A 13,015-nucleotide genomic window follows, 5' to 3' on the forward strand; every position below is an offset into this window, starting at 1 on the left:
GGGTTCAGGCGCGTAAGCCTCTGGCGCCGGCAGGGCGCGGGTCCGTTGTGCCCACCCGTTCCGCCCTGCGGAACGATTGCCCACAACGGGCGGGGCGGCGGCGGGACGCGGGACTGTTGAGGGTGGGCACCGGTCCCGGGGGGCCGGTGCCCACGGCGGGTTACGGGCGGAGGCCGTGTTCCCGGGTGGTGTCCTCGTCGGAGGTCGCGTCGATGCTGGCGTCGAAGCGGGCCAGGGGCTGGGCGGCCTGGACCGCGGGGGCGGGGACGCCGGCCCAGGCGAGGATGCGGGCGGTGGCGTTCTCGCGCTCGGCGGGGACGAGGCCGGCGACGTTGGCGCCGTGGTTCATGCCGGGCGCCACGTACACGAAGCTGTCGCGCGCGCCCTTGTCGACGCGGAACTGCTCGGAGCCCCAGGGGTCGTTGCCGCCGTAGACGAAGAGCATGTGGTTCGCGTTCTTGCGGACCCAGTCGTCGACGTCGCGCATGACCCACGGCTTGAACTTCATGGGGATGGAGCTCGGCACGAAGCTGCTGGCGGGCTGGTAGCCGTAGCGGGTCAGGCCGTCCAGGTGGGGCTGCTTGATGGTGGGCGAGCCCAGCTCGGTGGCCGCCTGGTAGTAGTACGGCGTGTAGTACTCCAGGCCCTGGTCGGTGTAGGCGGACCAGCCGGAGTACGCGTCTATCGTGTCGTAGACGACGTCGTCGCTCGCGGTCGCCGCGTCCGGGATCTGGTCGCAGACGTCCTGGCCGTAGTACTGCCAGAAGCCCCACACGAAGTCGAGGACGACGGCCTCGTACGCCTTGTCGAGCGAGCCGACCGTGTTGAAGGTGGCGCCCTCGGACTCGGCCCAGGCCTTGTACTTCTTCTCCAGCGGCTCGCGGCGGACGAGCGCCTCGCGCTGCATGTTGTTCAGGCGGTCGCGGCAGTCCTTCGTGCCGACGGTCTCGAAGAACCGGTCGTAGGCCGAGTCCTCCTTGTTGACCACGTCGTTCGGCGCCACGTACGCGACGACGCCGTCCATGTCGCGCGGGTAGAAGCGCTCGTAGTACGTGGCGGTCATGCCGCCCTTGGAGCCGCCGGTGGCCAGCCACTTCTGGCCGTAGATCGACTTCAGCGCCGTGAAGATGCGGTGCTGGTCGCTGGCGGCCTGCCAGATGTCCAGCTTCGACCAGTCGGCCGGCGCCGGGCGGGACGGCGTGAAGAAGCGGTACTCCATGGAGACCTGGTTGCCGTCGATGATCCGCGTCGGCTCGGTCCGGCTCGGCGTGGTGTTCAGCCCGTAGCCGCTGGTGCGGAAGACGGTGGGGCGGCTCGTGTCCTTGTGGAGGATCGAGATCCGCTGCTGGAACGTGCCCAGCCACGGGCGCTTGTGGTCGATCGGCTGCTCGTAGTTGAGGACGAAGTAGCGGTAGCCCGCGTACGGCTTCTCCTCGATCAGGCTCATCCCGGGGATCGCCAGGATGCGGTCCTTGATGTCCGTGCTCGTGCTCTGCGAGTCGACGACGGCCGTGCTGCCGGTCTCCGTGTCCGCGGCGGTAGCCACACCGGTCGACCCGACGGTGCCTATGAGCACCGAAAGCGACAGCGCCCATCTCAGCGACTTGCGCATTCACCCTCCCCTTGGTTCACAACGGTGTCGCGAACCTAGCGGGCGCAACGTGGGGACCGCCAGCCCCAGTTGATCCTTACTCTTGGACTTTCCTGTACATCAGCACAGGATCCAGCCCGTCGCCGTCCCCCGGCCCGCCACCGAACCGGCCGCCCGGACGCAGCGGTTGAGCGCGTGGACGGTCACGGGGCCCGCCTGCCGGTCGAACCGGCCCGACGTGACGACGGCGCGGCCGCCGCGCGGCTGGAGCGAGACGGCCATCTGACGGCGGGGGCCGGGCCGCTGGGCGACGGTGACGGCGCAGACGTACTGGCGGGTCCGGTAGAGGCGCAGCTCGCCGGTGGCGAAGGCGATCGTCCGGGTGGGCCGGCCGTGGCAGACGGCGGCGGCGTCGGCGGTCCCGCCGCCGGGGCCGGGCCCGGGGAGGAGGAGCAGGGCGAGGGCGGCGAGGAGCGGGACGAGTACGCGGGCGAGCGTGCGGGACGAGCCGGTCTCCGTGGTCATGCGTTCCCCTCCCGGGCGAGTCGTCGTACGGCCGTACGACGCGCGAGGCCTCGGAATGGTTGCCTCCGCATGTGCCCGTCAGCCGAAGGTCGTCATGACCAGCAGCAGGAAGACGGACTCCGCGCCGAGCTGCGTCCAGAACGCGGCCTTGCGGACGGTGTCGCGGTCCGCGCCCTGGGCGACCGCGAAGGCCACCGCCGCCAGCGCCAGGCTCACGACGTACGGGTAGCCCGGGGTGGAGCCGCAGCCGTCCCCGTACTCGATGCAGCGGCCCGCGTTCTCCGCCATGAGGGCGACGATGCCGGCCAGCACGGTCGCCGGGAGGAAGAGCCCGGCCCAGATCAGGGACAGCTTCCGCAGGCGCCGGCCGTCCGCGTCGGAGGGGGCGGGAGCGGGGGCGGCAGGGGTGGCGGGGGTGTCGTGGCTCGTGTGGCTCATGTGGCCGATTCAAGTCCGCCGACGACGGCGGGGGATCCGCCGGGGTACTCACCCGGCGGATCCCCCGTACTCAGACCCGTTGCTCAGGCCCGTTCCTCAGGCCCGTTCCTCAGACCCGCTCCGGCTCCGGCTCCTCCGTCTCCCCGATGAACGTGTTCCACAGCGTCGCGTACCGGCCGCCGAGGGCGAGGAGTTCGTCGTGGGTGCCGTCCTCCGCGACCCGGCCGTGGTCCATGACGACCACGCGGTCGGCGCGGGCGGCCGTGGTCAGGCGGTGGGCGACGACGAGGGTCGTGCGGCGGCCCGCGAGGCGGTCGGTGGCCTGGTTGACCTGGGCCTCGGTCGCCAGGTCGAGGGCCGCCGTGGCCTCGTCCAGGAGCAGGATGTCGGGGTCGACGAGCTCGGCGCGGGCGAGGGCGATGAGCTGGCGCTGTCCGGCGGAGAGGTTGCGGCCGCGCTCGGCGACCTCGTGGAGGTAGCCGCCGTCGAGCGTGGCGATCATGTCGTGGGCGCCGACCGCGCGGGCCGCCGCCTCCACCTCGGCGTCGGTCGCCTCGGGGCGGCCGTACGCGATGGCGTCGCGGATCGTCCCGGCGAAGAGGTACGCCTCCTGGGGGACGACGCCGAGCCGGTGGCGGTACGCGGTGATGTCGAGGTCCCGCAGGTCGGTGCCGTCGGCGGTGACCCGGCCGCCCGTCGGGTCGTAGAAGCGGGCGACCAGCTTGACCAGGGTGGACTTGCCGGCGCCGGTCTCGCCGACGAAGGCGACGGTCTGCCCGGCGGGGATGCGGAGGTCGATCCCGGTGAGGGCCTCTTCCTCGTCTCCGTACGCGAAGGACACGTCCTCGAAGGCGATCTCGCCGCGCAGCGACAGCACGTCCAGGGGCGCGTCGGCGGCGGCCGTCGACGTCGGCTCCTGGAGCAGCTCCTGCATCCGCTTCAGCGAGACGGCGGCCTGCTGGTAGCCGTCGAAGACCTGGGAGAGCTGCTGGACGGGAGCGAAGAAGAGGTCGATGTAGAGGAGGTAGGCGACGAGGGCGCCGGTGGTGAGGGTGCCGGCCTCGATGCGGTTCGCGCCGACGATCATGACGGCGGCGGCCGCGACGGAGGACAGCAGGGTCACGAACGGGAAGTAGACCGAGATCAGCCACTGGCCCCGGACGCGCGCCTCGCGGTAGGAGTCGCTGCGCTCCGCGAACCGGGCCGCGCCCGAGCGCTCGCGGCGGAAGGCCTGGACGATGCGGAGGCCGGAGACGGACTCCTGGAGGTCGGCGTTGACGACGCTGATCCGCTCGCGCGCCAGCTCGTACGCCTTCACGCTGGAGCGGCGGAAGTAGTACGTGGCGATGGCGAGGACCGGCAGGGTCGCGAAGACGACCAGGGCGAGCTGGAGGTCGAGCACGAGCAGCGCGACCATGATGCCGAAGAAGGTGACGACCGAGACGAAGGCGGTGACCAGGCCCGTCTGGAGGAAGGTCGACAGGGCGTCGACGTCCGTGGTCATCCGGGTCATGATCCGGCCGGTGAGCTCGCGCTCGTAGTAGTCGAGGCCGAGCCGCTGGAGCTGGGCGAAGATCTTCAGGCGCAGCGCGTACAGGACCCGCTCGCCGGTGCGGCCGGTCATCCGGGTCTCGGCGGTCTGCGCGACCCACTGCACGAGGACGGTGACCAGGGCGAGCGCGGAGGCGGCCCACACGGCGCCGATCGCGAGCCGGTTCACGCCCTCGTCGATGCCGTGCCGGATCAGGACCGGGAGCAGCAGGCCCGCGCCCGCGTCGAGGGCGACCAGGCCGAGGCTGATGAGCAGCGGGACGCCGAAGCCGCGGAGCAGCCGGCGCAGGCCGTACGCGTCCTCGGGCGACACGGCCCGGGCCTCGTCGATGTCGGGGGTGTCGGTGGCGGGCGGCAGGGCCGCGACGGCGGCGAGGAGCTCGGGGGTGGCGCCGGGCGCGGGGGCCTCGCGGCCGGTGGTCTCGTCCCGTACCCACAGGGTGGGGGTGATGCCCCGCTCGGCGTCGAACTCGGCGTCCAGCTCGGCCCGCAGCGTGCGGTCCTCGGGCGGTTCGGGCGGGGTGACGTGGCCGGGCGAGACGGCGCCGAGCTCCTCGGGGTCGGTGAGGAGGCGGCGGAAGAGCGGGGAGCGCGCCTCCAGCTCGGCGTGGGTGCCGACGTCGGCGAGGCGGCCGTCCTCCAGGACGGCGATGCGGTCGGCGAGGCCGAGGGTGGAGCGGCGGTGTGCGATGAGCAGGGTCGTACGGCCCGCCATCACGGACTTCAGGGCCTCGTGGATCTCGTGCTCGACCTTGGCGTCGACGGCGGAGGTGGCGTCGTCGAGGAGGAGCAGCCGGGGGTCGGTGAGGATGGCGCGGGCGAGGGCGACGCGCTGGCGCTGGCCGCCGGAGAGGGTGAGGCCGTGCTCGCCGACCTTGGTGTCGTACCCGTCCGGGAGCTCGGTGATGAAACGGTCCGCCTGGGCGGCGCGGGCGGCGGTCTCGATCTGCTCGCGGGTGGCGTCGGGGACGCCGTACGCGATGTTCGCGGCGACCGTGTCGGAGAAGAGGAAGGAGTCCTCGGGGACGAGGCCGACGGCGGCGCGCAGGGAGTCGAGGGTGAGCTCGCGGACGTCGTGGCCGCCGACGAGGACGGCGCCGTGGGTGACGTCGTAGAAGCGGGGCAGGAGGAGCGAGACGGTGGACTTGCCGGAGCCGGAGGCGCCGACGACGGCGACGGTCTCGCCCGGCCGGATCTCCAGGGAGAACCCGTCGAGGACGGGCCGCCCGTCCTCGTAGGCGAAGGACACGTCGTCGAACTCGACGGTCGCGGGCGCGTCGGCGGGCAGCTCCTTCGTGCCGTCCTTGATGGTCGGCTCGGTGTCGATGAGGTCGTAGACCCGCTCGACGCCGGCGCGGGCCTGCTGGCCGACGGTGAGGACCATGGCGAGCATCCGGACCGGGCCGACGAGGGACGCCAGGTAGGAGGAGAAGGCGACGAAGGTGCCGAGGGTGATCTGGTGCCGGTAGGCGAGCCAGCCGCCGAGGGCGAGGACGGCGACCTGGCCGAGGGCGGGGACGGCCTGGAGCGCGGGCGTGTACTTCGAATTGAGCCGGATGGTCCGCAGGCGCCCCGCGAACAGCTTCCGCCCGGCCTCGCGGATCTTGCCGGTCTCCTGGTCCTCCTGGCCGAAGCCCTTCACGACCCGGACGCCGGTCACGGCCCCGTCGACGACCCCGGCGACGACGGCGGCCTGCTGCTGCGCGTGCCAGGTGGCGGGGTGGAGGCGGGTGCGGCTGCGCTTGGCGATCCACCAGAGGGCGGGGGCGACGGCGAGCGCGACGAGGGTGAGCGGGATCGACAGCCAGGCCATGACGGCCAGCGAGATGAGGAAGAGCAGGACGTTCCCGATGGTCATCGGGAGCATGAACAGCAGGCCCTGGATCAGCTGGAGGTCGCTGGTGGCCCGCCCGACGACCTGCCCGGTCGACAGCTCGTCCTGCCGCCGCCCGTCGAGCCGGGTGACGGTGCCGTACATGTCGATGCGCAGGTCGTGCTGGACGTCGAGCGCGAGGCGTCCGCCGTAGTAGCGGCGGACGTAGGTCAGGACGTACACGAGGACGGCGGCGCCGATGAGCAGCCCCGTCCAGACCGCGAGGGACCTGGTCTTCGCCCCGATGACGTCGTCGATGATCACCTTGGTGACGAGCGGCACCAGCGCCAGCACGGCCATCCCGGCCAGCGACGACCCGAGCGCCAGCAGCGTGTTCGCCTTGTACCGCCACGCGTACCCGGCCAGCCTGCGCGCCCAGCCCCGCTGTTTCTCCCCGACCGCCGCCACGAGCCGCCTCCCGTCCGTCCTTCTCTACCGGAAGGCCCAACACGGCCGACGTGGGATTTCATCCCGCCGCAACAAATACGGGACCGTGGTCCTAGGACCACCGGTGAAGGTCGCCCGCACGGACGCGGCCGGTTCTGGGTAGGAGGCCCGTGGCGCAGTCGAGCGGAAGGGGAGGGCCGTGGGGAAGGTCGAGGACGGGAAGCCGTACCAGTGGGGGCGGCTGTACGCGGCGTTACGGGTGGTGCACGGGTTCGCGGCGACGGGACGGGTGGTACCGGCGACGGACCGGGACCTGAAGGTGACGACGGGCAAGCCTCGGTCGGTCTTCGAGAGCTTCCTGCAGAGCGCGGGGCTCGACCTGCTGGCGGCCCGGCAGCGGGGCGGGCCGGTCGCCGAGGCGGCCGCGGTGGTCTTCGCCGACGTGGCGCGGCTGATACCCCCGCGGCCCATGGAGCGCGGAGGCCTCACCCAGGCGGAGGCGGAGCACTTCCGCCAGGGGTACGAGGCGCAGCTCGCCGAGTACCGGAAGGCCTGGGAGGGGCTCGTCGGCTGAGCGGGCGGCCCGCCCGGCCCCCACGGCCGGGCGGGCCGCCGCGCCCGTCACAGGTGCGGCGGGGTGTTCTCGCCCGTCAGAGGTGGGTCGGCTCGAACATCTTCAGGAGGGCCGGGAGGACGACGACCGAGGGGCCCGGGGTGGCGAGGGCCTTCGCCAGGTCCGAGGTCAGGGATTCCGGGGTCGTCAGGGTGGCCGGGACGCCGAAGGACTCGGCCAGGGCGACGAAGTCCGGGCGGGTGAGCTCGGTGGCCGTGGCCTCGCCGAACGCGCCCGTCATGTACTCCCGCAGGATCCCGTAGCCCCCGTCGTCCACGATCAGCCACGTCACGTCGAGGCCGTACTGCTTCGCCGTCGCCAGCTCCGCGATCGAGTACATCGCGCCGCCGTCGCCGGAGACCGCCAGGACCGGCTGCGACGGGTCGGCGGCGGCCGCGCCGAGGGCGGCCGGGAAGCCGTAGCCGAGGCCGCCGGCGCCCTGGGCGGAGTGCATCGTGTTCGGGTGGCGCGCGTCGAAGGCCGACCACGCCCAGTACGCCAGGATCGTCATGTCCCAGAAGCTCGGCGCCCGGTCCGGCAGGGCCTCGCGGACCGACGCCACGACCCGCTGCTCCAGCTCCAGGTCCTGCGCGGCGATCCGGTCCCGGACCTTGGTGAGGACGGCCGAGACCCGCTCCGGGGCCGTCGGGTCCGTACGCTCCTCGACCGTCTCCAGGAGCGCCTGGAGCGCGAGCCGGGCGTCCGCGTGGATGCCGAGCGCCGGGTGGTTGGACTCCAGCTTGCCCGCGTCGGCCTCGATCTGGATCACCCGGCCGCGCGGGGCGAACGTGTGGTAGTTCGAGGACAGCTCGCCGAGGCCCGAGCCGACGACGAGGAGGACGTCGGCGTCCTCCAGGAAGTCCGTGGTGTGCCGGTCCTCCAGCCAGGACTGGAGCGAGAGCGGGTGTTCCCAGGGGAAGGCGCCCTTGCCGCCGAAGGTGGTGACGACCGGCGCGTCGATCTTCTCGGCGAGCGCGAGGAGCTTGCCGGAGGCGTCGGAGCGGACGACCCCGCCGCCCGCGATGATCGCGGGCCGCTCGGCGTTCGCCAGGAGGTGCGCCGCGACCGCCGTCAGCTCGGGGCGCGGGACGACGTCCTCGGGCGTCGCGTCCATGGACGTGACGACGGGGAGGGTCGTCTCCGCGAGGAGCACGTCCTGCGGGATCTCCACCCAGACCGGCCCGTGCGGGGCGGTGAGCGCCGACTCCCAGGCCGCCGCGATCGCGGAGGGGATCTGGGACTGCGTACGGACGGTGTGGACGGACTTCACGACGTCGCGGAACGAGGCCTGCTGGTCGCGGAGCTCGTGCAGGTACCCGTGCCGGCCGCCGCCGAGCCCGGCCGCCGGGATCTGGCTGCCGATCGCGAGGACGGGGGCGGAGGCGGCGGCCGCCTCCTGGAGCGCGGCGAGCGACATGAGCGCGCCGGGGCCGGTGGAGAGCAGCAGCGGGGCGGCCTCGCCGGTGATCCGGCCGTACGCGTCGGCGGCGAAGCCGGCGTTGTTCTCGACGCGGAGGCCGACGTAGCGCAGGGTCGAGCGGCGCAGGGCGTCGAACATGCCGAGGGCGTGCTGGCCGGGGAGGCCGAAGACGGTCGTGGCGCCGAGGCCGGTGAGGGTCTCCACGACGAGGTCGCCGCCGTTGCGGCCCTTCGGCGGGTTGAGGGCCGCATCCGTCTGGGCCGCGGTGGGCCGGAGCACGAGGTCGTGGTCGTGGGTCATGTCGTCCCTTGGCGTGGGTCGGTGGTCGGGTGCGGGCCGGTGGGCGGGTTGTGCCCACCCGTTCCGCCCCGGCGGAACGCATGCCCACAACCCCGACGGCGGGCGCGGGTCGGGCTGAGCCCCACCCGCGCCCGCCGGAGGTTACTTCGCGTCGCGCGCCGCTGCGATCTGGCGGGACATGATCGTCGTCAGCTCGTACGCCGTGTGCGAGGCGGCCACGGCCGTGATCTCGGCGTGGTCGTAGGCCGGGGCGACCTCGACGACGTCGGCGGAGACCAGGTTGCAGGAGGAGAGGCCGCGGAGGATCTCCAGGAGCTCGCGGGAGGTCATGCCGCCGGCCTCGGGGGTGCCGGTGCCGGGGGCGTGGGCCGGGTCGAGGCAGTCGATGTCGATGGAGATGTACAGCGGGCGGTCGCCGATGCGCTGGCGCAGCTGGTCGGCGACCTCGTCGGCGCCGCGGCGGTAGACGTCGGAGGACGTCACGATGCCGAAGCCGAGCTTCTCGTCGTCGGTGAGGTCCTGCTTGCCGTAGAGCGGGCCGCGGGTGCCGACGTGGGAGAGGGCGGAGGTGTCGAGGATGCCCTCCTCGACGGCGCGGCGGAACGGGGTGCCGTGGGTGTACTCGGCGCCGAAGTAGGTGTCCCAGGTGTCGAGGTGCGCGTCGAAGTGGAGCAGGGCGACGGGGCCGTGCTTCTTGGCGACGGAGCGCAGCAGCGGCAGGGCGATGGTGTGGTCGCCGCCGAGGGTCATCATGCGGGCGCCGGTGCCGAGGAGGTCGTCGGCGGCGGCCTCGATGGTCTCGACGGCCTCGTTGATGTTGAACGGGTTGGCGGCGATGTCACCGGCGTCCGCGACCTGGGCGAGGGCGAACGGGGAGGCGTCCTGCGCCGGGTTGTACGGGCGGAGCAGGCGGGAGGCCTCGCGGATGGCGTTGCCGCCGAAGCGGGCGCCGGGGCGGTAGGAGACGCCGGTGTCGAAGGGGACGCCGACCACGGCGACGTCGGCGGTGCCGACCTCGTCGAGGCGCGGCAGCCGGGCGAACGTCGCGGGACCGGCGTACCGCGGGATGCGGGACGAGTCGATCGGGCCGCGGAAGGCGTTCTGGTCGCTGCTGCTCATGGTCGGGGTCCTCCTGGGTGCTTCTCGGTGGGCCGGGCGTCGGGTCGCGACGCCCGGGGCGTGGGGCCGCCGTCAGGCGGTGACGGGCGCCCGGTCCGGGGACTCGGGCTCGGTCGGGGTCTCCTGGCCGGCCAGCCGGGCGCGCCAGTTGGCGAGCACGGTGGCGTCCGTCGGGCGGGTTGCCAGGGAAACGATCACATATGCGGCGAGCGAGGCCAACAAACCATAGTAAACAGGCTCATTTGCCAGGATTCCGTAAGTCCACATCAGGCCAATGACGGTCAGGCCGCCGACGGCGACCGAGGCCAGCGCGCCCTGGACGGTGCCGCGGCGCCAGAGCAGGCCGCCGAGGATGGGCACGAGGAGCCCGCCGACCAGCAGGTTGTAGGCGACGGTGAGGGCCTGGACGACGTCGTTGAGGGCGATGGCGATGAGGATGACGGCGACGCCCATGATGAGGATGAAGAGGCGGTTGCCCTTCACCTCGTCGTGGTCGTTCTCGTCCTTCCTGGCGACGGCACCGCGCAGGCGTGACCAGATGTCGTTGTTGGCGACGGTGGCGCAGGCGATGAGGGCGCCGGAGGAGGTGGACATCACGGCGGCGAGCGCGGCGGCGAGGACGAGGCCCCGGACGCCCATCGGCAGTTCGTCCTTGACGATGGTGGCGAAGGCGTCGTCGGCGCTGGGCAGGTTCGGGTAGAGCACCTTGGCGGCCGTGCCGATGACGGCGCCGGCCAGCGCGTACGCCAGACAGTAGGTGCCGGCGACGGTGCCGCCCCACTTGGCGACCTTGTCGTTGCGGGCGGTGAAGACGCGCTGCCAGATGTCCTGGCCGATGAGCATGCCGAAGGTGTAGATCAGCACGTAGGTGAAGATCGTCTCGCCGCCGATGCCGAGGGGCTCGAAGTACGAGGTGGGCAGCGCCTCGCGCATGCCCTCGAAGCCGCCGGCCTTGATCACGGCGATCGGCAGCAGCAGGAGCAGCACGCCGATGGTCTTCACCACGAACTGCACCATGTCGGTGATGGTGATCGACCACATGCCGCCGAGCGTCGAGTACGCGACGACGATGGTGCCGCCGAGGACGATCGCGAGGGTCCGGGGCAGGTCGAAGAGGACGTCGAAGATCGTGGCGTACGCGATGGTCGAGGTGACCGCGAGCATCAGCGTGTACGCCCACATCACGACGCCCGAGATGACGCCGGCCTTGCCTCCGTAGCGCAGGTCGAGCATCTCGGAGACGGTGTAGACCTTCAGCCGCGCGATGCGGGCGGAGAAGAAGACGGAGAGGGCCAGCAGGCCGAGGCCGATGGCGAAGACCATCCAGGCGCCGGAGAGGCCGTACTTGTAGCCGAGGCCGACGCCGCCGATGGTGGAGGCGCCGCCGAGGACGATGGCGGCCATCGTCCCGGAGTACATCCAGGGCCCGAGGCGGCGGCCGGCCACCAGGAACTCGCTCTTGGACTTGGCGCGGCGCATGCCCCACCAGCCCATCGCGAGCATGCCGGCCAAGTACAGGACGATCACTGTGTAGTCGACGGCCATCGGGCCCTCCTTCTTCTCACCTCGGTGGCGTGTCGTGCGGGGGAGTGCCCAGGTGCTGATCGCGGGGACATCCGCCCGTACCCGCGGCCCTGGGATGAGAACGACAGTAGGTGGCCGGAAAGCGACGTTGAAGTGTACGTTTCCTCCACTGTCCGGGCAGAGGATGTACGAAGGGCCCATACCGGTGATCACTCAGGAGCCCGGCTCCACTCCCCCGGCGCCGCCGGTGTCGCTGGCCGCGCTGCTCGCCCGCCCCGACCTGGGCCTGCGGCTGCTCGCCGGGCCCGAGGACGTCCCGCTGCACTGGGTGCACACCTCGGAGATGGCCGACCCGTACCCGTACCTGCTCGGCGGCGAGCTGCTCATGACGGCCGGCGTGCAGCTCACCGATCCGGCGCACTACGTCGAGCGGGTCGTGGAGGCGGGGGCGGCGGCGCTCGCCTTCGGGGTGACGCCGGTGTACGACACGGTCCCGCCGGAGCTCGTCGCGGCCTGCGAGCGGCACGGCCTGCCGCTGGTCGAAGTCCCCCCGCGCACCCCGTTCACGGCGGTGGCGCGGGCGGTGTGGCGGCTGATGGCGGAGGCCCGGCTGCACGAGCTGCGCCGGGTGACCGAGGCCCAGCAGTCCCTGGCCGCGGCCGCGGCCCGCCCGGCGCCGGTCCCGGCGGTCCTCGGCGCGCTCGCCTCGCGGCTCGGCGGGCGGGCGGTGCTGTTCGCCGCGGACGGCACGGAGTCGGCGGCGGCCGGCCGGGAGGTCCCGGCGGAGGCGGCGCGGGCCCTGCGGGACCTCGCGGGAGTCCTCGGCCCGCGCCCCGGCGGACCGGCCTCGGCGAGCGGGGACGGCGGCGGGCTGCGGCTCGCCGCGTACGCGCTCGGCGGCGGGGACGGGCTGACCCTCGGGGTGGCGACGGAACGGCGCGGCCCCGGCGACCACACCATCGCGGGCGTCGCGGTCGTCCTGCTCTCCCTGCTCGCGGCCCCCCACCGGGGCGCCGACGCGACCGTACGCGACGGGGCCCTGGTCCGGCTGCTCCTCGGCGCGCCCCCGGCGGAGGTCGCGGGCGCCCTGGGCCCCGGCCCCTGGACGGTGGTCCACGCGCGCGGCGGCGACGGCACCCCGTTCGCGGCGGCGAGCCTGGCGGCGGCGCTGGGGACGCCGCTGGTGGAGGCGGGGGTGGGAGCGGTGGGCGGCGCGGACGGTCAGGGGGGAGGGGGAACCGTACGGCTCCTCCTCCCCTCCTCCGCCCCCGTCACCGCGCAGCAGGGCTGGACGCTCGGGGTGAGCTCACCCGTGGAGGCCTCCGAGCTCGGGGCCGGGGAGGCGCAGGCCGAGCGGGCGCTGCGCCGGGCGGAGGCCTCGCGGACGGCCCTCGTCCGGCACCGCGCCAACGGCTTCGCCGCGCTCGTGGACCGCGACGAGGCCGCCGCGTACGCCCGCGCGCTCCTCGCCCCCCTCACCGAACCCCTCGCCGAGACGCTCCGCGTCTGGCTCTCCCTGCACGGCAGCTGGGACCGCACGGCGGTGGCGACCGGCCTGCACCGCAACACCGTCCGCCAGCGCATCACCCGCTGCGCCGCGCTCCTCGACCGGGACCTGGACGACCCGGACGTACGGATGGAGCTGTGGTTCGCGCTCCGCGCCCCGTGACCGGG

Annotated in this window: 9 protein-coding genes; 2 read left to right on the top strand and 7 right to left on the bottom strand. The window is 73.2% G+C overall.

Annotation, left to right across the window (positions count from 1 at the left end):
* Positions 1-160: 160 nt before the first annotated feature.
* From ACH4TP_RS30100 to ACH4TP_RS30115, 4 genes are all read right to left on the bottom strand, one after another.
* Positions 161-1,612, bottom strand: a complete 1,452-nt coding sequence (locus tag ACH4TP_RS30100; RefSeq protein WP_398439687.1) for a S28 family serine protease — start codon at positions 1,610-1,612, stop codon at positions 161-163.
* A gap of 99 nt (positions 1,613-1,711) precedes the next feature.
* Positions 1,712-2,116, bottom strand: a complete 405-nt coding sequence (locus tag ACH4TP_RS30105; protein WP_398439688.1) for a hypothetical protein — start codon at positions 2,114-2,116, stop codon at positions 1,712-1,714.
* 78 nt (positions 2,117-2,194) lie between these two features.
* Positions 2,195-2,554: a hypothetical protein gene (locus ACH4TP_RS30110; protein ID WP_398439689.1), complete on the bottom strand. Its 360-nt coding sequence runs from the start codon at positions 2,552-2,554 to the stop codon at positions 2,195-2,197.
* A gap of 109 nt (positions 2,555-2,663) precedes the next feature.
* A complete protein-coding gene (locus ACH4TP_RS30115; RefSeq protein WP_398439690.1) occupies positions 2,664-6,386 on the bottom strand; it encodes an ABC transporter ATP-binding protein in 3,723 nt (1,240 codons plus the stop codon).
* A gap of 178 nt (positions 6,387-6,564) precedes the next feature.
* Between ACH4TP_RS30115 and ACH4TP_RS30120 the strand changes: the two genes are divergently transcribed.
* Positions 6,565-6,939 carry a hypothetical protein gene (locus ACH4TP_RS30120; RefSeq protein WP_398188857.1) on the top strand — a complete coding sequence of 125 codons (375 nt, stop codon included), beginning with the start codon at positions 6,565-6,567 and terminating at the stop codon, positions 6,937-6,939.
* A 76-nt stretch (positions 6,940-7,015) separates the two neighbouring features.
* Here the strand turns inward: ACH4TP_RS30120 and ACH4TP_RS30125 are convergent, their stop codons facing one another.
* The 3 genes from ACH4TP_RS30125 to ACH4TP_RS30135 all read right to left on the bottom strand — a co-directional run bounded on the left by ACH4TP_RS30125 (position 7,016) and on the right by ACH4TP_RS30135 (position 11,362).
* Positions 7,016-8,698 (bottom strand): thiamine pyrophosphate-binding protein, encoded by a 1,683-nt coding sequence (locus ACH4TP_RS30125; protein ID WP_398439691.1) that lies wholly within the window; start codon positions 8,696-8,698, stop codon positions 7,016-7,018.
* Between the two features lie 141 nt (positions 8,699-8,839).
* Positions 8,840-9,817 carry an agmatinase gene (gene speB, locus ACH4TP_RS30130; protein WP_041129339.1) on the bottom strand — a complete coding sequence of 326 codons (978 nt, stop codon included), beginning with the start codon at positions 9,815-9,817 and terminating at the stop codon, positions 8,840-8,842.
* Positions 9,818-9,889: 72 nt separating this feature from the next.
* Positions 9,890-11,362, bottom strand: coding sequence for a sodium:solute symporter (locus ACH4TP_RS30135; RefSeq protein WP_389222159.1), 1,473 nt, complete (start codon positions 11,360-11,362; stop codon positions 9,890-9,892).
* Positions 11,363-11,525: 163 nt separating this feature from the next.
* Between ACH4TP_RS30135 and ACH4TP_RS30140 the strand changes: the two genes are divergently transcribed.
* Positions 11,526-13,010 carry a PucR family transcriptional regulator gene (locus tag ACH4TP_RS30140; protein ID WP_398188852.1) on the top strand — a complete coding sequence of 495 codons (1,485 nt, stop codon included), beginning with the start codon at positions 11,526-11,528 and terminating at the stop codon, positions 13,008-13,010.
* The last annotated feature ends 5 nt before the right edge of the window (positions 13,011-13,015 follow it).

Origin of the sequence: Streptomyces sp. NPDC021012, assembly GCF_044333355.1 — a bacterium.
GTDB lineage: Bacteria > Actinomycetota > Actinomycetes > Streptomycetales > Streptomycetaceae > Streptomyces.

What these genes read in the sequence shown, in the direction of transcription:
- ACH4TP_RS30100 (WP_398439687.1), bottom strand. Translation starts at nt 1,612, where the DNA reads ATGCGCAAGTCGCTGAGATGGGCGCTGTCGCTTTCGGTGCTCATAGGC.
- ACH4TP_RS30135 (WP_389222159.1), bottom strand. Translation starts at nt 11,362, where the DNA reads ATGGCCGTCGACTACACAGTGATCGTCCTGTACTTGGCCGGCATGCTC.
- speB (WP_041129339.1), bottom strand. Translation starts at nt 9,817, where the DNA reads ATGAGCAGCAGCGACCAGAACGCCTTCCGCGGCCCGATCGACTCGTCC.
- ACH4TP_RS30125 (WP_398439691.1), bottom strand. Translation starts at nt 8,698, where the DNA reads ATGACCCACGACCACGACCTCGTGCTCCGGCCCACCGCGGCCCAGACG.
- ACH4TP_RS30105 (WP_398439688.1), bottom strand. Translation starts at nt 2,116, where the DNA reads ATGACCACGGAGACCGGCTCGTCCCGCACGCTCGCCCGCGTACTCGTC.
- ACH4TP_RS30140 (WP_398188852.1), top strand. Translation starts at nt 11,526, where the DNA reads ATGTACGAAGGGCCCATACCGGTGATCACTCAGGAGCCCGGCTCCACT.
- ACH4TP_RS30110 (WP_398439689.1), bottom strand. Translation starts at nt 2,554, where the DNA reads ATGAGCCACACGAGCCACGACACCCCCGCCACCCCTGCCGCCCCCGCT.